This is a genomic window from Rhizobium sp. KDH_Rht_773_N (assembly GCF_052946295.1).
The window spans coordinates 577,774-598,306 of record NZ_CM129525.1; the positions used below are offsets into that span (position 1 = coordinate 577,774).

Sequence of the window (20,533 nt, forward strand, 5' to 3'; positions counted from 1 at the left end):
AGGAGAAATGAAAGTTGCAGACAACGGTAGAGTCCATTCGCACGACGAATGATCCGGTCCAACCGCTCGAACTGTCGCTGGTCGTTCCGGTGTTCAACGAAGAAGAAAGCATCGGCCCGCTCGTCGAGCGCATCGTCGCGGCCATGGCCGACTATCCGCATCGCTGGGAGCTGATCCTCGTCGATGACGGCAGCACGGACGCCACGCTCGTCAATGCCCGCAAATACGTCAACCGCGAGCGGCTGACGCTGCGCATCGTCGAATTGCAGCGCAATTTCGGCCAGACGGCCGCCATGCAGGCCGGCATCGACACGGCGCGCGGCCGGCTGATCGCCACGATGGACGGCGACCTGCAGAACGACCCGAAGGACATTCCCTCGATGGTCGCGGAGCTGGAGCGGCGCGAGCTGGACCTGCTCGTCGGCTGGCGCAAGAACCGCCAGGACGGCCTGTTCCTGCGCAAGATCCCCTCCTGGTGCGCGAATTACCTGATCGGCCGCATTACCGGCGTGAAGCTGCACGATTACGGCTGCAGCCTGAAGATCTACCGCGCCTCGATCATCAAGCAGGTGAAGCTGATGGGCGAGATGCACCGCTTCATCCCCGCCTGGGTCGCCGGCGTCGTGCCGAGCTCGCGCATCGGCGAAATGGTCGTCACCCACCATGCCCGCCAGCACGGCACGTCGAAATACGGCATTTCGCGCACCTTCCGCGTGATCCTCGACCTGCTTTCGGTCATGTTCTTCATGCGCTACAAGGCGCGTCCGGGCCATTTCTTCGGCTCGCTCGGCCTCGGCCTCGGCGCGATCGCGGCCCTGATCCTCCTCTATCTCGGCTTCGACAAGTTCATCATGGGCAACGATATCGGCACGCGGCCGATGCTGATGGTCGGCGTCGTGCTGCTGCTCTCCTCGGTGCAGATGATTACAACGGGCATCCTGGCGGAAATGATCGCGCGCACCTATTATCGCGACGACGCTTCGCCGAACTATATCGTGCGCCAGATCTTCTCCCGAGAAAGCTGACGTGCAGGGCCTTTTCAGCCGCCGGCCGCATCTGATCCTGGCGGTGCTTGCGGCCTATTTCCTGCTCCACATAATCGTCCGGCTCAGCATTCCCAACGCGCTGGAGCTGGACGAGGCGGAGCAGATGCTGCTGTCGCAATGGTTCGCCTTCGGCTACAATTCGCAGCCGCCCTTCTACAACTGGGTGCAGTACGGCGTAACCTCGCTCCTCGGCGTGTCGCTGTTTTCGCTGTCGCTGCTCAAATGCACCATGCTGTTCTCCTCCTACGTCTTCTACTGGCTGGCGGCGCGGCTGACCTTGAGGAACGGCAGCCTCGTGGTGATGGCGACGCTCGGGCTTTTGACCGTGCCGCAGGTCGTGTTCGAGGCGCAGCGCGATCTCACCCATTCGGTGGCGACGATCTTTGCCGGGTCGCTGTTTCTCTACGGCTTCTTCCGCACGCTGAAGGCGCCTTCGGCGGCCTCCTACGCCCTTGTCGGCATTGCGACCGGCATCGGCATGATATCGAAGTACAATTTCGCGCTGCTTCCCGCCGCGGCCTTCGTCGCGGCGCTGATCGACAGCGATTTCCGCAAGCGGCTGTTCGACTGGCGGCTCAGCCTGACCGTCGTCCTTTCGGTCGCGATTGTCCTGCCGCACGCGCTCTGGTTCCTCGATCATCTCGACCTTGCACTCGACCGCACGCTGCACAAGATGACGGGCGACGAAGGCTATTTCGCGCAGGTCTCCGCCGGCCTTGCCCGGCTTGTCGTTGCCATGCTCGGCATTGCGGGCCTTTCGGCGGTGATCTTCCTGTCGCTCTTTGCCAGGTCGCTGCCGGCGATGTGGCGCGCGTCCAGCCGCTGGTCGCGGATATCGGGCCGCATCCTGCTGATCGAGATCGGCGCCATCGCGCTGATGATCCTGTTTGCCGGCGTGGACAACATCGCCGACCGCTGGCTGACGCCGCTCTTCCTCATCCTGCCGCTCTATATCTGCATGAAGGCGGACAGCGCCGAGGTCGACGCGGGCGCGCCGCTGCGGGCCTCGCTTGCGCTCAGCGGCGTCATCATGGGCGCCGTGCTCGTCGTGCTCGCCATGCGCGCCTATTGGGGGCCGCTCTTCGGCGACTATCAGCGGCTGAACATTCCCTATGACGGTTTTGCCGCGGCGATCCGCAAGGATATCGGCGGCGAGCCGGGGCTGATCGTCGGTTACGACCCGCATCTGGAAGGCAATATGCGCCTGCAGATGCCCGGCACGCCGGTACAGTCCTATTTCTACCCGGATTTCAAGCCGGCCTTCCAGCTGGACGCCAAACACCCCGTCGTCTTCGTCTGGCGCGACGACAAGGGCAAAACGCCGCCCGCATGGCCGAACGACTATTTCGCGGATGTGCTGAAGCAGAACGGCCTGAAACAGCCGGAGACGCATATCGTCACCCTGCCCTATATCTACGGGCAACCGGGCGACACCTACCAGTTCGCCTATGCGGTGGCCTATCCCTGAGAGCATTTTCCTTATTCCTTGAATCAGGAAGCTGCTCTATCTGCTTGTTTTTACGCAATTGCGGACACAAAACCGCTGCGCGCTTTTGCGGGAATTGCTCTAGCGCGCGAAGGCGTCGAACGGATTGATCTGCGTGAGCTGGCGCACCGTGTCGCGCCCCACGCCCGCGCTTTCAAGCTGCGGCAGCAGGCTCCCGACGAGGTGCGTATAGGGTCTCGGGGTTCCGCCGCCCGGTTGGGCCGGATCGTACCAGCCGAGATCGTGGCTTATCAGAAGCCGCCTGCCCAATCCTGCTTCAAGCGCGTCCATGATCAGCGCCACCACCTCTTCGTCCGGTGCCCTGCCGACATGGTCGTATTCGATCCACGCGCCGCGTTCCGCCAGTGCCTTGTGAAGCTGGAAGTCCTTTTCGGCCTGGGTATGGATGGAGATGAAGCGCCCGGCCGGGCAGCCCTCCGACTGGAGGATGTCCAGCTGTTCCATCACCACCCTTCCCCGGATCGTATGCGAGCCGATGACCGCGCCGGTGCGCACGGAGGCTCGCGCGGCGGCGCGCAGGATGCGGGCCTCCAGCGGCGTGATGCCGTCGTCGCCGGCGCTCAGCTTGATCCATCCGGCAAGCACGCCGGTCTCCTCGATACCCTCGACAAGCTCGCTCACCATCCATCGTTCGAGATCGGCTTCGCTGGCTTCCGCGACCCAGCCGGGTATCCAGGGTTCGCGATAGTTGCCGGTCGGCACGACGATCGGAAAATCGGCGGCCCTCGACACGGCAAGGTCGATGTCCGCGCGTCTTCCGACGCCGCCTGTCGTGCATTCGACGAGCAGCGAAATGCCCTGTCGCTTGATCGCCTCGATCTGCGGGACCATCAGCGCCACGACATCGTCTATGTCGGCCTCGGCGTAGCCGGGTCGGTCGGGGGTTCTAAGGTCGACGAAGACATGTTCGTGCGGAAGGATCATGCCGAGTTCTTCGCGGCGCCTTGGTCCGAGTGTCGTGTAGATCTGCTTCATCGGTCGATATCCATGATCGACGTTCAATGGCAAGCACACGGCGGTCGTCGCTAGCCGTGAGGTCTGCCGTCGGTGCTACAAACCGGACGTCACCGCGCGCGCGTCGTCGAGGTCAGTTCCAGCAGTGACCAGACCAGGAAAATCGGGAAAGGATACACCGTAATCACTGTCGGCATCCTTATGGATCAATCCGATATAATTGCGCATGTTCGTTACCTCAGTTTAAGTCCGGCCTGTTTCTCGATACTCTTTGGTGTCCCGATCGGGATATCCCTTTTCGGGTGTGGAACAGTGACGCGCCCGGCCTTCTCTGGATGCGTCGCCCAATCCAGGGAAGGGAACCGGCCTTGCCGACGAACAAGGAACGATTTGCACTTAGCCGCGCAATTCCTTCCAGGCCGCGTCCAGCGCAATCCTGGCGATGCGCGCCATCTCGTCGACCTCCTCGTGGCTGATGACGAGCGGCGGCGAGGCCAGCATGCGGTCGCCGGTGGCGCGCAGCACGAGGCCGTTGGCGAGCGCGTGGTTGCGCACCAGCGCGCCGATCGCATCCGGCTTTTCGAAGCGCGTGCGGGTCTTCTTGTCGGCGGCAAGCTGCAGGCCGCCCATCAGGCCGATACTCTGAGCCTCGCCGACGAAATCATGCTCGGCGAGCGCGCCCCATTTTTGCGCGAAATAGGGGCCGATATCGTCGCGCACGCGCTCGACGAGCTTCTCCTCCTCGATGATGCGCAGGTTTTCCAGCGCGGCGGCAGCGCAGACCGGGTGGCCGGAATAGGTGAAGCCGTGGTTGAAATCGCCGACCTCGCCGATCAGCACGTCGGCGATGCGGTCGCTGACGAGCAGGCCGCCGATCGGCAGGTAGCCGGAGGACAGGCCCTTGGCGATCGGGGCGAAATCCGGCTCGACGCCGAAATGCTGATGGCCGAACCATTCGCCCAGCCGCCCGAAGCCGCAGATCACCTCGTCGGTGACGAGCAGGATGTTGCGCGCCTTGCAGATGCGGTCGATCTCCGGCCAGTAGGTCGCAGGCGGGATGATGACGCCGGCCGCCCCCTGGACCGGCTCGGCGACGAAGGCGGCGACATTGTCCTCGCCGAGTTCGTCGATCTTTTCTTCCAGCTCGCGGGCGACCTTGAGGCCGAATTCGGCGGGCGAGAGATCGCCGCCCTCGCCGTACCAGTAGGGCTGGCCGATATGGACGATGCCGGGGATCGGCAGGTCGCCCTGCTCGTGCATGTATTTCATGCCGCCGAGGCTGGCGCCGGCGACCGTCGAGCCGTGATAGCCGTTGCGCCGGGCAATCACCGTCTTCTTCTCCGGCCTGCCGACAGCGGCCCAGTAGACGCGCGCCATGCGCAGCCATGTATCGTTCGCCTCAGAGCCGGAGCCGGTGAAGAAGACATGGTTGAAGCGCGGGCCGGCCTTGGACGTCACCTTCTGAGCCAGAAGCGTGGTCGGCGGCGAGGTCGTGCCGAAGAAGGTGTTGTAATAGGCAAGCTCGTTCATCTGCCGTGCCACGGCATCGGCGATTTCCCGGCGCCCATAGCCGATATTGACGCACCAGAGGCCGGCGAAACCGTCGAGATACTTCTTGCCGTTGGAGTCGAAAATATGCACGCCCTCGCCGCGCTCGATGATGCGCGTGCCCTCGGCATTCAGCTTCTTCATGTCGGAGAAGGGATGCAGGTGATGGGCGGCATCGATCGCGGCAAGGTTCGACGGCGGGTAAGTATCGGACATGATTGGACCTTCGGATTGAAAGGCTTTGAATGATGGTTTACGAGCTTGGCCTTCTGCGAGAGGATTTTCAAGGTCATGGCGAGCAAGGGCAAAGAGGTTCGGGAAGGCGATCCGCGTTTCGAGATCCTGATCGTCGGCATGAACGGCGACCTGCGCGGCAAGCAGCTGCCGCTTTCGGCCGAAAAGAAGGTCTGGGCCGGCGATATCCGCCTGCCGACCTCGACGCAATCGCTCGACATCTGGGGCGACGACAATGACGACATGACCGGCCTGTCGCTGACGATCGGCGACCCGGACGGCAATCTCATTGCCGACCGGCGCAGCCTGGCGCCGATGCCCTGGGCGCCCGAGGGATCGATGCAGGTGCTGGCCACCATGCACGAATTCGACGGCAGCCGCAGCTTCATGGACCCGCGCGGCATCCTCGCTTCCGTGCTCGAACGCTTTGCCGAGCGCGGGCTGACGCCCGTGGTGGCGACGGAACTGGAATTCTACGTGGTGGAGGAGAGCTGGCGCGAGACGGGTGTTCCCTGCCCGCCGGCAAGCCTCACCTATCGCGGCGATGCGAACGGCTTCCAGCTCTACGACATGAGCGCCGTCGATGCGCTCGACGGCTACCTGCAGACGCTGCGCGCCTATGCCAGGGCGATGAACCTGCCGGCGGAGGCGACGACGGCGGAATTCGGCTCCGGCCAGTTCGAGGTGAACCTGCTGCACCGGCCGGACGCCTTGGCTGCGGCCGACGACTGTCTCTACCTGAAACGCATTGCCGAGCAGGCGGCGCGCCGGCACGGGCTGAAATCGACCTGCATGGCCAAGCCCTATTCCGACCATGCGGGCTCGGGCCTGCATGTGCATGCGAGCATCGTCGACAGGGACGGCAACAATATTCTCGATGCCAGGGGCGGCGAGCCCCGGCTTTTGAAATCGGTGACGGCGGGCCTGCTGCGGACGATGCGGGAGGCGCAGCTCGTCTTTGCGCCCTTCGCCAATTCCTATCGCCGCTTCCAGCCGGGCTCGTTTGCGCCGACGGACCTCACCTGGGGCAGCGGGCATCGCGGCACGGCGATCCGCATCCCCGATGCGAACGGGCCGGCGGCGCGTATCGAACATCGCGTGGCGGGCGCCGACGCCAACCCCTATCTGCTGCTGGCGGCCATCCTCGGCGGCATGCTCTTCGGCCTTGACGGCGATCTCGACCCCGGCGCGGAAACGACGCCCGCCTTCACGCCGCCGGGGGCCGAACGGCTGACGCATGATTTCCTGACGGCGGTCGAGGCCTTCCGGCAATCGGCCTTCATCGCCGATATTTTCGGCGACCGATATCAAAAGTTGTACGGCGACACGAAGCACAAGGAAGCAATAACCCATCTGCGCACCGTGTCGGATTTCGATTATCGCACATATCTCGCGCGGCTCTAGTTAACTCCGCGCGTCACATGACTTTCATATAAGCGCTTTTCTTAACCCTGTTGAGCATTGCCGGCGATTTATACTCGAAATCGGTAATATATTCCTGATATCAGCATGTTCAGTAAAGCCGGCAACGGGGCCGGATTCGGCGACTGTTGGAGAGGATCGGCTTGATGAACCGCATCACGCTTGAGGGAAAGCTGCTCTTTGCGACCGTCATCGTGGCATTCCTGACCCTCATCCTGACCGCCAGCGCCCTCATTCCGACCTATGCGAGCTACCGTTCCACCCAGGACAACCTGCTGGCCGTGGAGCGGTTCCGCCAGGTGCTGGAAGCGGCGAGCCGCATCTCGGCGGAGCGCGGGCCGGCCAACGACATCATGGCGATCGAGCCCGGCAGCAGCGCGCCGGCAACGCAGCGCCTGACGGTTTTCCGCCGCATCACCGATCTCTCGCTGGACGCGCTCGACGAGCCGCCGCATGTCGGCCTCTCCTCCTCGCTTTCCGATCTCAAGACGGCGCTTGCCGAAACGCGGGCGCAGCTTGTGCGGGCGCGCGCGGCCGTCGACCGTGTCGCCGCAACCCCGCTTGCCGAGCGCCAGCCCGGCGACGTGCAGAACGCGATCGGCGAAATGATCGGGGTGATCGAAACCTTCCAGCATGTGGTCGACTGGCATGTGGCGGCCTTTACCGGCGGCCATTCGGAACTGACCGCGCCCTTCCTGACCGGGCGCATGATCAGCGACATGCGCGAATATGGCGGGCGGGCCGCCTCGCAGATCATGGGGCCGATCGCCACGCGCCAGCCGCTGCGCGACAGCCACATCACCGATGCAAGCCGCACGATCGGCCGGCTCATGGAATTGCGCCGGCTGATGCAGGGCCAGAAAATCGTCAGCGACCACGATGCGCTGTCGGCGCGGCTGATGAAGGATATCGACACGATCTTTTTCGGCTCCGGCCTGGAACTCGTCAAGAAATTGATCGCGCAGGGCAAGATCTCCGGGGACTATTCAGTTTCCGCCGTCGAGCTGACGCATGATTTCGTTCCGACGCTGCAGCCGCTCGAACGGCTGCGCGCGGTCTTCCTCGACGACGTGGTCAAGCGCTACCGGAGCCAGCATGGCGCCGCCTCCTATCGGCTTGCAGTCATCGGCGAGGTCACGGCCTGCGCGCTGGCGGTGCTTTTCGCCCTTTTCCGCTCCATCCGCCTTCACATGCTCAACCCGCTCCTGACGGCGCGGCGCCAGATCATCGCGCTCGCAGACGGCAACCCGATGGGCGACCTGGAGGCGATCTCCAAGGCGCCGGAGATGCGCAGCCTGTTCGAAGCGCTGGAACTCTTGCGCGGCAAGCTGGACGAGCGGGCCGAATACGAGGCGCGGCTGAAGATGCAGGCCGAGAAGGACGGGCTGACGGGCGTGTGGAACCGCCGGGCGCTGGAGGGCTTCGGCAACGCTCCCGGCGAAGGCGGGGAAGACGTCTGCCTGATGCTGGTCGATATCGACCACTTCAAGGCGGTCAACGATACCTACGGCCATCTGACGGGCGATACCATGCTGATCGAAATCGCAAGCCTTCTGCAGGGGGCGATGCGGGCGACCGATATCGTGGCGCGTTACGGCGGCGAGGAATTCGCCGTCCTCGTCTCCACGTCGGACCTTGCGGCGAGCCTCGATTTTGCCGAGGAACTGCGTCGCCGCATCGAGGCGCATGTCATCCGCGACGCGGAAACCGGCATCGATCTCTCCGTCACCGTCAGCATCGGCGTCGCATCGGGGGCCTGCGGCGCCGGCGGCTGGCGCCAGCTGATCGCGGCGGCCGACGAGGCGCTCTACTGCGCCAAGAAGAAGGGCCGCAACCGCAGCTGCGTTTTCGGCGACGAGGCGGACCGGGATATCGTCGAAAACGCGCTCGTTCCGTTCAGGGCCAGGCGCTCCGCTTCGCTGTGAGCTCAGGCGGCCGGCGCGCGCCGCTCGCCCTCGCCCTGCTGGGCGGCCAGTCCCTGCCGGACCAGCACCTTCAGTTCGCCCGGATGCAGCTTGACGGTCACGTCGCGCTCCAGCGGCAGAAGCTCGCCGTCCATCACGCAATTGGCCTTGGCCCGCAGTTTCGGGAAATGCAGGTTGACCTCGGCCGGATGCATGACCATGACCGCGTCGTTTTCACGGAACTTGCCGCGCAGCATGTCGACCGCAAGGCGCGCGACGCCGAGCGGGTTCAGCGGTTTTGCCGTGTAGAAGCCGAGTTCGCCGCTGCGCAGGTTGTCGGCATAAAGCAGCGCGTTTTCGCCGAAGGGATTGTTGGAGACCGAAATCGCCGAGACGCGCCGGCTCTCCCTCATGCCCGCCGCCTCGAACTCGACCTCGAATTCCGGCGGGTTGAAGACGACGCCGAAGGCGGCGCGGGCGCTGGCGCGCAGCTTTCCCAGACGCGAGCGGTAGCTGTAGGAATTGCGGTAGCGCACCATGCGCGCATGCAGGCCGGCGGAAAACTGGTGGATGAAGGGCCTGCCGTTGGCGCTGGCGATATCGACATTGTCGAGCTCGCCGAAAGCCAGCACTTCCAGCGCCTGCCAGATATCGAGCGGCACTTTCAGCGAGCGGGCAAAGAGGTTCATGGTGCCGGCCGGCACGACGCCGAGCGCCACGCCGTTCTTCCAGGCGATGGAGGCGGCGGCCGAAATCGTGCCGTCGCCGCCGCCGGCGACGATGCCGTCAATATCGTCGCGCCGGGCGGCCCGCTCCATGGCGGGAACGATCTCGCTGCCGGAAAAGACGATCGCCTCGAAATCATGCCCGGCATCGCGGAAGACTTCTTCCGCCCGCCTCTCGTAGGCCTGCATGTCCGTCGTCCTGAAGGTACCGCCGTCGCGATTGAAAAAGCCGACGAGCTTCATGAGGTGCCTGTTCCCTGTCCTCGCTATCCCTGCCTCAAGAAATGGTCGCCCCCCATGCGATTTCAAGCCGGAGGATTTTTCGGCCGGGACGGGCAAAACGCAAATATTGCAATGGACGTATGCAGATAGCGCTACGCTGCACTGCAAAAAATGCACTCGACGCTTCCCGCGTCCCGTTCGATAGATGGGACGATGGAGATCTTCTCTCCGCCTCCCGCCATTTCCGAATGACCGGCCCCGGCGTCCCGCCAGCGGCCGTCGCCAAGCACAGATCCGCCGAGGACCGCCCGTGAGCCAGGTTGCCGTCAACGATTCCATCGATTCCGAACCGGAGGTAGCACTTCCCTCGGCCATGACCGTGGCTTTGGTGCAGCTGGCGCTTGCCGCCGGCGGCTTCGGCATCGGCACCGGCGAATTCGCGATCATGGGCCTGCTGCCCGACGTGGCCGACACGTTTTCGGTCACGACCCCGCAGGCCGGTTATGTCATCAGCGCCTATGCGCTCGGCGTCGTCATCGGCGCGCCCGTCATTGCCGTGCTCGCCGCCCGGATGGCGCGGCGCACGCTGCTGCTCTGTCTGATGCTGCTCTTTGCCGTCGGCAATATTCTGAGCGCCATCGCGCCGACTTTCGAAAGCTTCACGGTGCTGCGTTTCGTCACCGGCCTGCCGCACGGGGCCTATTTCGGCGTGGCGGCCCTCGTTGCCGCCTCGATGGTGCCGGTGCACCGGCGCGCGCGGGCGGTCGGCCGCGTCATGCTGGGCCTGACGGTCGCCACCCTGCTCGGCACGCCGCTTACGACCTTCTTCGGCCAGGCGCTCGACTGGCAGATCGCCTTCCTCACGGTCGGCATCATCGGGCTCGTGACGGTCGTGCTCATCTGGTTCTACGTGCCGCACGACAAGGTTTCGGAAGGGGCAAGCGCGCTGCGCGAACTCAGCGCCTTCCGCCGCCCGCAGGTGCTGCTGACGCTTGCCATCGCCGCTGTCGGCTACGGCGGCATGTTCGCCATGTTCAGCTATATCGCCTCGACGACGACCAGGGTGGCGCTGCTGCCGGAAACGGCCGTCCCGATCATGCTCGTGCTGTTCGGCATCGGCATGAATGCCGGCAACGTCATCGGCTCGTGGCTGGCCGACAAATCACTGCTCGGCACGATCGGCGGCTCGCTGGTCTACAATATCGTCGTGCTGACGACCTTCTCGCTGACCGCCGCCAACCCCTATATGCTCGGGCTCTGCGTCTTCCTCGTCGGCTGCGGTTTTGCGGCCGGCCCGGCGCTGCAGACGCGGCTGATGGATGTCGCCGCCGACGCGCAGACGCTGGCGGCCGCCTCCAACCATTCGGCCTTCAACATCGCCAACGCGCTCGGCGCATGGCTCGGCGGCCTCGTCATCGCCTGGGGCTACGGCTTTGCGGCAACCGGCTATGTCGGCGCCGTGCTCTCCTTCCTCGGCCTGTTCGTCTTTGCCGCCTCGCTACGCCTGGAGCTCCGCAGCCGGCGTGCCTAGAGCTTTCGCGACCCTGAGCTCCCTTCCCTCCGGGCTGCAGAAGACGAATTCGTCGCCCCAGGCGGCGAGCGCCCTTATGACCGGCTTCAGCGTGGAGCCGAGCGGGGTCAGCGCATAATCGACGCGCGGCGGCACGACCGGGTAAACTGTTCGTGAGATCAGGCCGGACTCTTCCAGCTCGCGCAGCTGCTTGGTCAGCATGCGCTGGGTGATGGCGGGCAGATGGCGCCGCAGCTCGTTGAAGCGCAAAGTCCTGTCCATCAGGTGGAAAAGGATGACGCCCTTCCACTTTCCGTCGAGATAGCTCAGCGTCGCCTCGACCGGGCAACCGGGAAAATTGGTGACGAGTTTGGCGCGCGGCAGCGACATCGACAGTATCCTTTTTGGTACTACGTACAGAATTTGTGCATTCTTGCGTTGCCAGAACATAGGTCGCATCTAGCTCTCGTGCAATGAACACAGGAGTTTGCCCAGATGCGCGCCGTCGCCTACAAGACCCCGCAGCCAATCGCCGCCGAAACCTCGCTGATCGATGTCGAGCTGCCCACGCCCGAAGCCGGGGGACACGACCTGCTGGTCGAGGTCAAAGCCGTTTCCGTCAACCCCGTCGACGTGAAGGTGCGCGCCGGCATGGCCCCGCCCGCCGACGAACTGAAGGTGCTGGGCTTCGATGCCGCCGGCATCGTCAAGGCCGCCGGCCCGGATGTCACCCTGTTCAAACCCGGCGACGAGGTGTTCTATTCGGGCGTCATCAACCGGCCCGGCTCGAACGCCGAATTCCAGCTCGTGGACGAGCGCATCGTCGGCAGGAAGCCGAAGAGCCTCGATTTCGCCGCCGCGGCCGCCCTGCCGCTGACCTCCATCACCGCCTATGAGGCGCTGTTCGACCGGCTGCGCGTCACCGATCCGGTGCCGGGTGCGGCCCCTGCCCTGCTCATCATCGGCGGCGCGGGCGGCGTCGGCTCGATCGCGATCCAGATCGCCAGGGCGCTGACGGACCTGACGATCGTCGCCACCGCCTCGCGCCCGGAAACGCAGGACTGGGTGAAGGAACTCGGCGCCCATCACGTCGTCGACCACTCGCAGCCGATCGCCCCGCAGGTCGCAGCGCTCGGCATCGGCGCGCCGGGCTTCATCTTCTCGACGACCAATACGGACAAGCATGTCGCCGATATCGTCGAGGCGCTGGCGCCACAGGGCCGTTTCGCGCTGATCGACGATCCCAAGTCATTCGATGTCGTTCCCTTCAAGCGCAAGGCCGCTTCCGTTCACTGGGAACTGATGTTTACCCGCCCGCTCTACGGCACGCCCGACATGATCGAGCAGCACCGGATCCTCAACCGGGTTTCGGAGCTTGTCGACGCCGGCAAGATCCGCACGACGCTGTCGCAGACCGTGGGCGCGATCAACGCCGCCAACATGAAAAAGGCCCATGCCCTGGTCGAGAGCGGCAGGATGAAGGGCAAGGTCGTGCTGGCCGGATTCTGAAGCCTGCGGGCGCGCAAGCGCGCATGTCAGCGGTTTGAAACAATGCGTAAAGGATGCTGACCTATAATGCCGCGCCGAGGGTGCGGCATTCTGGCGTTAAACATTTAGGCAGCTTGACTTTTTCCGCATTCGGGACCACCTAGTGTGACACGTGGATGACGCATGTCCTGCCACGGATATCAACGGAGCCATCACTCAGATGCCAAGCGACAGTAGCAGTCGATTGCCTTTGCCGTACGCGGCCGTCGCGCGCTGACCTGGATGCTCCAGGCTCGCCCGTCCGGACGCTACGGCGGATCGACGGAAAGGCGAGCCAATGAATATCAATCGCTTCCCCCTGCGGGCCGGCTATGCCGCTCGCGCCTTCATGAACAACAGCCGTGTCGCGACCATTGCCGAGCGCGTGGAATCGCTGAACGGGCTTGCCCCGGCTGAAGCCGGCCGCATCCTGTCGCGGATGCCGCAGGAATACGCCGTCAACATTCTTGACCGCCCGGAGCTGCGCAACGCGCCTGCCATCCTGGCGCTGATGGACAACGCGGATTCGGCCCGCCTGCTGCACGGCATGTCGAACGACCGCGTCGCCGACGTTCTTCTGGAACTCGACGTGGACGACCGCGTGCGCCTGTTCTCCAGCCTGGAAGAGCCGGTGCGCGTCGCCATCCAGCACCTGATGGGCTATCCGCCGCGCACGGCCGGCAGCATCATGACGACGGAATTCGTCAGCGTGCCCGACGACTGGACCGTTGCCCAGACGCTGGACCATGTGCGCCAGGTCGAACGCTCGCGCGAGACCGTCTATGCGATCTATGTGCTGGACCACAATTCCGGCGCGCTGCTGCATGTCGTCACCCTGCGCCGCCTGATTACCGGCGAGCCCGACGCCTCGATCCTCTCGGTGGCGCAGAAGGGCATTCCGGTTTCGGCCAACGCGCTGATGAAGCAGGAGGACGTGGCCCGCCTGATCCGCAAGCACGACCTGCTCGCCCTGCCCGTCGTCGACGATCACGGCATGGTGCTCGGCATTGTCACGGTCGACGACGTGATCGACACGATGATATCGGACACGACCGAGGCCGCGCAGAAATTCGGCGGCATGGAAGCGCTCGGCAAGCCCTATATGAAGATCAGCTTCGGCGGCATGATCCGCAAGCGGGCCGGCTGGCTCTGCGCCCTGTTCCTCGGCGAAATGCTGACGGCGAGCGCCATGCAGCATTTCGAAGGCGAGCTGGAAAAGGCCGTCGTGCTGACGCTGTTCATTCCGCTGATCATGAGCTCCGGCGGCAATTCCGGTTCGCAGGCGACCTCGCTCATCATCCGGGCGCTGGCCGTCGGCGAGCTGAAACTGACCGACTGGTGGCGGGTGCTGCTGCGCGAATTGCCGACCGGCTTTGTGCTCGGCGCCATTCTCGGGCTCGTCGGCATGGTCCGGGTGATCTTCTGGCAGACGGCCGGGCTCTACGATTACGGCCCGCACTGGCAGCTGGTCAGCCTCACGGTCTTTGCCGCGCTGGTCGGCATCGTCACCTTCGGCTCCATGTCGGGCTCGATGCTGCCCTTCCTGCTGCAGAAGCTGAAGCTCGACCCGGCAACGGCATCGGCTCCCTTCGTTGCCACGCTGGTCGACGTGACCGGGCTCGTCATCTACTTCTCGGTGGCGCTGCTCATCCTCAGCGGCACGCTTCTCTAGATCCTGCTTGCGATTTCAGGCCGGTCGGCCTGAAATCATCTCCATCCGGAGCTTTGTCCTGATGCAATTCCGATCCTGTGCACCTTTCCAGTGATCAGGTTCGTTCTGTAGAAGAACAGCTCCCTCTCATCGCTGCAACGCAGAACCGTTGCACGTTTTTGCCGGGATGGCCCTAGCGTTCGACGAAGGGCAGGCAGAGCGGCGTGCCGTCGACCGGATGGGATATCACCACGGCGTCGATGCCGAAGACGGCGCGGATCAGGTCCGGCTTGAGGATATCGGCGGGGCGGCCGGCCGCATGGATGCCGCCGCCGGCGACCGCGATGATGTGGTCGGCATATTGGGCGGCATGATTGAGATCGTGGACGACCATGACGATGGTGCGCCCGCGTTTGCCGTTCAGTTCCTTCAACAGTTCCAGAACTTCCAGCTGGTGGGCGATGTCGAGATAGGTGGTCGGCTCGTCGAGCAGCAGGATCGGCGTTTCCTGCGCCAGCGCCATGGCGATCCAGGCGCGCTGGCGCTGGCCGCCGGAGAGGCGGTCGAGCGGGCGTTCGGAGAGGTCGCTCAGGCCGGTTGCGGCCAGGGACGCCTCGACGATCTGTTCGTCATGGTGCGTCGTGCGCGACAGCATGGCCTTGTGCGGGTGGCGGCCGAAGCGGCAGAGCTGGCGCACTGTGAGGCCATCGGGCGAAACCGGGCTTTGCGGCAGGAGCGCCAGCGTCTGGGCAATCACCTTGCCGGGCATTTGCGCAATCGCCTTGCCGTCCAGCGTGACCGCGCCGCCGAGCGGCTGGATGATGCGGCCGAGCGCGCGCAGCAGCGTCGACTTGCCGGAGCCGTTGGCGCCGATCAGGGCGGTGATCCTGCCGTCGGGAATGGCGATATCGACGTGGCCGAGCACTTCGTTCCCGGCGTAGCCGAGCGTCAGGTCCGCGGCGGAAAGACGGGAACGGGCGGCATCAGTCATGACGGCCGGCCTCCTTGACCAGCAGGAAAATCAGATAGGGGCCGCCGATGACGGCGGCGACGATGCCCGCCGGGATCTCGTTCGGCAGCGCCACGAGCCGGCCGATCAGATCGGCGGCCGAAAGCGTGAGCGCGCCGATCAGCGCGCTTGCCGGGACCATGTGGCGGGCGCGCGGGCCGACGAGCAGGCGGGCGGCGTGCGGCGCAAGCAGGCCGAGGAAACCCATGGAGCCGACGGCGGCGACGCTGCCGGCGCAGAGCAGGACCGAAACGAGGATGAGGCCGCCGCGCAGCAGGCCGGGCGAGAGGCCGAGGCTGACGAGCGTATCGTCGCCGAAACCGCCGGCATCGAGCCTCACCGTGGCGACCAGCACGAGCGGCAGGCAGGCGGCAAGCCAGAGCGAGAGCGCGCTGACATCGCTCATCGTCGAGCCGTAGACGCTGCCGGCCAGCCAGACCATCGACTGGTCGGCGCGCGTCGGGAAGAGCACCATGACATATTGCATCAGCGCCTGGGCGAGCATGCCGAGCGCCACGCCGACGAGCGCCAATGCGGCAATGCCGCCGCCGAAGGCGCGGCCGACGGCAAGCAGCGCCAGCGCGCCGGCAACGGCACCGGCGACGACGCCGGCCGGGATTGCCCAGACGGCCCAGGCCGGCGGCGTGAAGAGGCCGGCAAGGAAAGCGCCGAGGCCGGCCCATTTGGTGATGCCGACGACATCGGGCGAGGCCAGCGGATTGCGCAGCGCGCCCTGCAGGAAGGTGCCGGCAATGCCGAGCGAGGCGCCGGCAAGCACGGAGACGATGACGCGCGGGGCGCGGTACTGCATGACGATGAAGGCGCTCTTGCCGCCGGCAATGCCCTCCAACACCTGGCCGACCGAGAGCGTGACGGCGCCGACCGTCATGCCGAGCACGGCAATGACGAGGATGAGGGCCGCGACGGCGAGGCAGACGCTTGCCGCGCGCAGGTTCCGTGCCGGCAGGAGAGCGCCCGTCATGCCGCCCTCTGCCGCCAGAGGATGACGAGCAAGGCCGGCGCGCCGACAAGCGCGGTGACGATGCCGACCGGCGTTTCGGCCGGAAAGGCCGCGACACGGCCGAGGAGATCGGCGGCACTCAGCAGCAGGGGGCCAGCAATGGCGCTGAGCGCGATGACGGTGAACTGGTCGCTGCCGGCCAGACGCCGCACGATATGCGGCACCAGCAGGCCGATGAAGCCGATCGGGCCGCTGACGGCGACGGCGGAGCCGGCAAGCAGGACGATCAGCACCGCGGCAAGGCCGCCGACGCGGCGGGCACTCTGGCCGAGCGAGACGCCCGTCGCCCCGTCGAGCGCCAGCACGCCGAAATGGCGCCCGGCGACGAGCGCGATGCCGCCGCCGATGATCGTGAAGGGCAGGATGATCCAGACCTTGTGCCACTGCGCGCCGTTGATGGAGCCGGCGAGCCAGTAGACGATATCCTGGCCGGCATTGTTGGCGATCAGGATCGCCTGCACGAGGGCGGCAAGCACGAGCTGGATGGAGATGCCCGCCAGCGCCAGTTTCATCTCGTTCATGGCGCCGGAGACCGACAGCGCCCACATGGCAAGGCCGACGGCGGCGGCACCCGCAAAGGCCGGCCAGACCGTGCCGCCGGCGCCGAGGCCGGGAACGGCGATGAGGGAGATGACGATGACGAGCGAGGCCCCGGCATTGATGCCGAAAGTCTGCGGCGAAGCGAGCGGATTGCGGGTCAGCGTCTGGATCAGCACGCCGGCAACGGCGAGATTGGCGCCGACCAGCATGGCAAGCATGGCGCGCGGCAGGCGCACGTCCCAGACGAGGGCACTGTCGGGCGAACCGTCGGGCGCCAGCAGCAGGCGAAGCGCGCGGGCGACCGGCAGGCCGGAGACGCCGAAGGACATGCCGGCAAGGACGACGGCTGCGAGCGCCAGCACAAGGCAGAGCGCCAGCCGCACGGGGCTGCCGGTTGTCTGCCGCATCATCGCGCCGCTTCCTGCCGTCATCGCGCTGCTTATCCGACCTTGTAGACCTTGGCGAGGATTTCGCGGGCGATCATTTCCGCCGTCGCCAGCCCGCGGAAACGGGAGAACTGGTTGCGGTCGACCTCGTAGATCGTGCCGGCCTTCACCGCCGAAATATTGGAAAAGGCCGTATTGCTCTTCCACTGGTCGAAGACCGTGCCGCCGGCATCGGTCGCCACCAGCAGCACGTCCGGATCGACGGCGATCAGGCGTTCCAGCCCCGCCCCGCTTTCGACGGCATCGGCGGAATCGATCGCCGGCGTCAGGCCCATCGCCCTGAAGACAGAGCCGGTGAAGGAGGCCGATGTGTGCAGGCTCATGGAATCCGGATTGGCGACGGCGAGCAGGAAGCGGCGCTTCTCACCGGCCGGGATCTTTGCCACCAGCCCGGCGATGACGGCCTCATGGGCGGCGAGCGCCTGCTCGCCCTTCTCTTTCTCGCCGAGCGCATCGGCAATCGTCACGACCGAGGCCTTGATGACGTCGTAACTGCCTTCCCAGCTGTTCAGCACGATGGTCGGCGCAATCGCGCTGAGCTGCTGGTAGATGGCCGAATGGCGGATTTCGTCGGCAATGATGAGATCGGGCGCCAGTGCCGCGACAAGCTCCAGATTGGGCTCCAGGCGGGTGCCGACCGAGCTGTAGTCGATCTTCTTGCCGAGCAGCTGCTCGATGCGCTTCGGCTGGTTGTCGTCGGTGATGCCGACCGGCACGACGCCGATCGCGTCCAGCGCCTGGACGAAGGAGAATTCGAGCGCGACGACGCGCTGCGGCTTTCCGGCAATCTCGGTCGTGCCGAGTTCGTGGGTAATCGTGCGCCTGTCGTCGGCGGCAAGGGCAAGGCCGGGTGCGGCGGCGGCACAGGCGGAAAGCAGCAGGCCGAACTGGCGGCGCGACAGCGGAATATCAAAAACGCTCACGGCAAAGTCCCTCATACTGAAATGATCGGCCGGTCCTCTCACCGGCTGAGACGCGGACTACAGAAGTGAAGCGGATTTTTCAAGTAAAGTTTACAATCGCAGTCATCTTATTGGACGGGGTACGTCAACCGCGCTCCGGCAGTTTCAGCGGCCCGTGCGTCTTGATGCTGCGGATGGCGAAATTCGAGCGGATGTCGCTGACGTTCGGCAGGGTCAGCAGCGTTTCCGTCAGCAGTCGCTCATAGGCTGCGAGATCTTCGACGACGACTTCCGCGAGGAAATCGGCCGTGCCGGAAATCAGGAAGCAGGAGACGATCTCGGGAATGGCGAGCAGCGCCGCCTGCTGCGCCTCGGAATTTTCCCGGCTGTGATGGGCGACCTTGAATTCGACGAAGACGGTCAGGCCGAGGCCGACCTCCTTGCGGTCGATATCGGCGGTGTAGCGCCTGATGACGCCGAGCTTTTCGAGGTTGCGGATGCGGCGCAGGCAGGGCGACGGCGAGAGGTTCACCTTCTCGGCGATCTCGACATTGGTGGCGCGCGCATCCTCCTGCAGGCATCTGAGGATGGCAATATCGAATTTATCGAGATTTGGCATATTTGCGAAATCCATCGGCATGAATTGGCAGATCATTGCGTATAACACGTTTTCCAAGCCACAGATAGCAAGGACATGCCTCGCCCTCCGGCGCTAATGTTCTTTCCGTCCGGTCGATACCGGGACCGGAGGAAAGGACAGGACGATGAGCACCATCACATTTTCAAACGAAAAGCCGACTTCGCAACTGTCGGGTTATGCCGCCGGCACGATCACCGTGCTGATCTGGTCGTCATGGTTTCTGGCAACGCGCCATAGTGCCGCAACCCCGCTCGGCTCGATCGATATCGGGCTGATCCGTTTCGGCATTCCGGCGCTTGTCCTTGCGCCGGTCTGGCTGCGCACCGGGCTCAAGCCGAAGGGCCTGCCGCTGCATCTGATGGCAATCATGATCGCCGGCTGCGGGGCGGTGTTCTTTCTGGTGACGACGCTTGCCATCCATTCGACGCCGGCCGCCTCGTCCGGCATCCTGCTCGGCGGCTCCATGCCGCTGGCGACAGCGCTGATCGGCATACTATTGTTTGGCGAACGGCCTGACGCCACACGCATTGCCGGGCTGCTGGCGATCGTCGCCGGGGTGATGATCCTGCTTGTCCGCAGCCTTGCCGATGCCTCCCTGCCCTGGACGAGCTTCGTGCTGCTGCCGGCGGGCGCCGTTCTCTGGGCAAGCTATACGCATGCCTTCCGCCGCTCCGGCCTTTCGGCCATCCAGGCGAGCGCGCTGATCGCCGTCTGGTCCTTCCTCATCATGGCGGCGCTGGCACTCGTCTTCGGCGTCTCGCTGCCGCAGGCCGCGCTGCCGGAAATCGGCCTGCAGGTGCTGAGCCAGGGCATTCTCTCCGGCCTCGTCGCCATGCTGGCCTACGGCACGGCGGTGCGCAATCTCGGCGGAACGCAGGCGGCCGCCTTCACGGCGCTGACGCCGGTTCTGGCAACTGTCGGCGGCGGCTTCCTGCTCGGCGAGCCGATGGGCCTTGCCGAAATCGGCGCGGCCGTCATCACCGGCATCGGCGTGGCGCTCTCGACCGGTATTGCCGCCAGGCGCCACTAAACGTTCCGCCCAAAGCAAAAGCCGCCGGCAGCCATCCGCTGCGGCGGCTTTTGCGTGACGTTACATCAGGCCGTGGCCTGGATGACGACGACCCTGGCGCCGACTTCGACGCGGTTATAGAGGTCGATCACGTCATGGTTCATCATGCGGATGCAGCCGCTCGACATGGCAAGGCCGATCGATTGCGGCTGGTTGGTGCCGTGGATGCGAAAATGTGTGTCGTTGCCGCCGCGGTAGAGATACATGGCGCGCGCGCCGAGCGGATTGTTCGGCCCGCCCGGCATGCCGCCGGCGAGCTTGCGGTAGCGCTCCTCGCGGCGCTGCATGTTTTCGGTCGGCGTCCAGCTCGGCCATTCCGCCTTGCGGCCGACATAGGCATTGCCGGCAAGGGCCAGCCCTTCGCGGCCGACACCGACGCCGTAGCGCATCGCCCTGCCGTTGCCGATGATGTAATAGGCGCGCCGCGCCGGCGTATCGACGACGATGGTGCCCGGCGCATAGCCGCCTTCATAGGCGACTTCGGTGCGGCGAAGCTCCGGCCTGATCTGGTCGATCGGCACCTGCCGCAGCGGGAATTTTTCATCCGGCAGGGCTGCATAATTCGTCTGGCTGTTCAGCGTCGTCGAAGAGCAGCCGGCGGCAAAGAGGGGAAGAGCGATCAGGAAGCCCCGGCGCGAGATCGTCATGAATGTGTC

The 20,533-nt window shown here is 65.1% G+C and carries 18 protein-coding genes and 2 pseudogenes; 8 read left to right on the top strand and 12 right to left on the bottom strand.

Going from position 1 to position 20,533, the window contains the following annotated elements; translation table 11 throughout:
• Window positions 1-14 precede the first annotated feature (14 nt).
• Window positions 15-1,025: a glycosyltransferase family 2 protein gene (locus ACU8HS_RS03020; protein WP_112567307.1), complete on the top strand. Its 1,011-nt coding sequence runs from the start codon at window positions 15-17 to the stop codon at window positions 1,023-1,025.
• 1 nt (window position 1,026) lies between these two features.
• A complete protein-coding gene (locus ACU8HS_RS03025) occupies window positions 1,027-2,514 on the top strand; it encodes a glycosyltransferase family 39 protein (RefSeq protein WP_112754305.1) in 1,488 nt (495 codons plus the stop codon).
• 99 nt (window positions 2,515-2,613) lie between these two features.
• On the opposite strand, the gene ACU8HS_RS03030 is transcribed toward ACU8HS_RS03025, so the two are convergent.
• The 4 genes and pseudogenes from ACU8HS_RS03030 to ACU8HS_RS03045 form a co-directional block, all read right to left on the bottom strand.
• A complete protein-coding gene (locus ACU8HS_RS03030) occupies window positions 2,614-3,528 on the bottom strand; it encodes a phosphotriesterase family protein (RefSeq protein ID WP_112754303.1) in 915 nt (304 codons plus the stop codon).
• 90 nt (window positions 3,529-3,618) lie between these two features.
• A pseudogene (locus ACU8HS_RS03035) lies at window positions 3,619-3,735 on the bottom strand (type II toxin-antitoxin system HicB family antitoxin); the annotation flags it as partial.
• Between the two features lie 5 nt (window positions 3,736-3,740).
• Window positions 3,741-3,845 (bottom strand): annotated as a pseudogene (locus ACU8HS_RS03040) (type II toxin-antitoxin system HicA family toxin); the annotation flags it as partial.
• Window positions 3,846-3,903: 58 nt separating this feature from the next.
• Window positions 3,904-5,271 carry an aspartate aminotransferase family protein gene (locus tag ACU8HS_RS03045; protein ID WP_112754301.1) on the bottom strand — a complete coding sequence of 456 codons (1,368 nt, stop codon included), beginning with the start codon at window positions 5,269-5,271 and terminating at the stop codon, window positions 3,904-3,906.
• Between the two features lie 75 nt (window positions 5,272-5,346).
• On the opposite strand from ACU8HS_RS03045, the gene ACU8HS_RS03050 reads away from it, so the two are divergent.
• Together ACU8HS_RS03050 and ACU8HS_RS03055 are read left to right on the top strand one after the other, a co-directional pair.
• Entirely contained in the window at window positions 5,347-6,693 is a 1,347-nt protein-coding gene (locus ACU8HS_RS03050) for a glutamine synthetase family protein (RefSeq protein WP_447015374.1), read from the top strand.
• Between the two features lie 164 nt (window positions 6,694-6,857).
• Complete coding sequence (locus ACU8HS_RS03055) at window positions 6,858-8,636, top strand: diguanylate cyclase (protein WP_447015375.1); 1,779 nt, start codon at window positions 6,858-6,860, stop codon at window positions 8,634-8,636.
• A 2-nt stretch (window positions 8,637-8,638) separates the two neighbouring features.
• On the opposite strand, the gene ACU8HS_RS03060 is transcribed toward ACU8HS_RS03055, so the two are convergent.
• Window positions 8,639-9,583, bottom strand: coding sequence for a diacylglycerol/lipid kinase family protein (locus tag ACU8HS_RS03060; protein WP_112705040.1), 945 nt, complete (start codon window positions 9,581-9,583; stop codon window positions 8,639-8,641).
• A 289-nt stretch (window positions 9,584-9,872) separates the two neighbouring features.
• Between ACU8HS_RS03060 and ACU8HS_RS03065 the strand changes: the two genes are divergently transcribed.
• Window positions 9,873-11,093: an MFS transporter gene (locus ACU8HS_RS03065; protein WP_447015376.1), complete on the top strand. Its 1,221-nt coding sequence runs from the start codon at window positions 9,873-9,875 to the stop codon at window positions 11,091-11,093.
• On the opposite strand, the gene ACU8HS_RS03070 is transcribed toward ACU8HS_RS03065, so the two are convergent.
• Window positions 11,061-11,462 carry a winged helix-turn-helix transcriptional regulator gene (locus ACU8HS_RS03070; protein WP_112567324.1) on the bottom strand — a complete coding sequence of 134 codons (402 nt, stop codon included), beginning with the start codon at window positions 11,460-11,462 and terminating at the stop codon, window positions 11,061-11,063. The genes ACU8HS_RS03065 and ACU8HS_RS03070 overlap by 33 nt on opposite strands.
• Window positions 11,463-11,567: 105 nt before the next feature.
• On the opposite strand from ACU8HS_RS03070, the gene ACU8HS_RS03075 reads away from it, so the two are divergent.
• Both ACU8HS_RS03075 and mgtE read left to right on the top strand, forming a co-directional pair.
• Window positions 11,568-12,581: a zinc-binding alcohol dehydrogenase family protein gene (locus ACU8HS_RS03075; protein WP_112567327.1), complete on the top strand. Its 1,014-nt coding sequence runs from the start codon at window positions 11,568-11,570 to the stop codon at window positions 12,579-12,581.
• 316 nt (window positions 12,582-12,897) lie between these two features.
• Entirely contained in the window at window positions 12,898-14,271 is a 1,374-nt protein-coding gene (gene mgtE, locus ACU8HS_RS03080; RefSeq protein ID WP_447015377.1) for a magnesium transporter, read from the top strand.
• Window positions 14,272-14,443: 172 nt separating this feature from the next.
• Here the strand turns inward: mgtE and ACU8HS_RS03085 are convergent, their stop codons facing one another.
• From ACU8HS_RS03085 to ACU8HS_RS03105, 5 genes are all read right to left on the bottom strand, one after another.
• Entirely contained in the window at window positions 14,444-15,241 is a 798-nt protein-coding gene (locus ACU8HS_RS03085) for an ABC transporter ATP-binding protein (protein ID WP_447015378.1), read from the bottom strand.
• The gene (locus ACU8HS_RS03090) at window positions 15,234-16,241 is read right to left on the bottom strand and encodes an iron ABC transporter permease (protein ID WP_112755635.1); all 1,008 of its coding nucleotides are present in this window, start codon (window positions 16,239-16,241) and stop codon (window positions 15,234-15,236) included. Before ACU8HS_RS03090 ends, ACU8HS_RS03085 begins: the two co-directional genes overlap by 8 nt.
• Complete coding sequence (locus tag ACU8HS_RS03095; RefSeq protein ID WP_447015379.1) at window positions 16,238-17,230, bottom strand: FecCD family ABC transporter permease; 993 nt, start codon at window positions 17,228-17,230, stop codon at window positions 16,238-16,240. Before ACU8HS_RS03095 ends, ACU8HS_RS03090 begins: the two co-directional genes overlap by 4 nt.
• Window positions 17,231-17,259: 29 nt before the next feature.
• Window positions 17,260-18,189 carry an ABC transporter substrate-binding protein gene (locus tag ACU8HS_RS03100; protein ID WP_113500382.1) on the bottom strand — a complete coding sequence of 310 codons (930 nt, stop codon included), beginning with the start codon at window positions 18,187-18,189 and terminating at the stop codon, window positions 17,260-17,262.
• A 124-nt stretch (window positions 18,190-18,313) separates the two neighbouring features.
• A complete protein-coding gene (locus ACU8HS_RS03105) occupies window positions 18,314-18,787 on the bottom strand; it encodes an Lrp/AsnC family transcriptional regulator (protein WP_112567383.1) in 474 nt (157 codons plus the stop codon).
• 145 nt (window positions 18,788-18,932) lie between these two features.
• Here ACU8HS_RS03105 and ACU8HS_RS03110 point away from each other — a divergent pair, with 145 nt between their 5' ends.
• Complete coding sequence (locus ACU8HS_RS03110) at window positions 18,933-19,838, top strand: DMT family transporter (RefSeq protein WP_113500375.1); 906 nt, start codon at window positions 18,933-18,935, stop codon at window positions 19,836-19,838.
• A gap of 65 nt (window positions 19,839-19,903) precedes the next feature.
• Here ACU8HS_RS03110 and ACU8HS_RS03115 read toward each other — a convergent pair whose 3' ends face one another.
• A complete protein-coding gene (locus ACU8HS_RS03115) occupies window positions 19,904-20,524 on the bottom strand; it encodes a L,D-transpeptidase (RefSeq protein WP_112705047.1) in 621 nt (206 codons plus the stop codon).
• Between the last annotated feature and the right edge of the window lie 9 nt (window positions 20,525-20,533).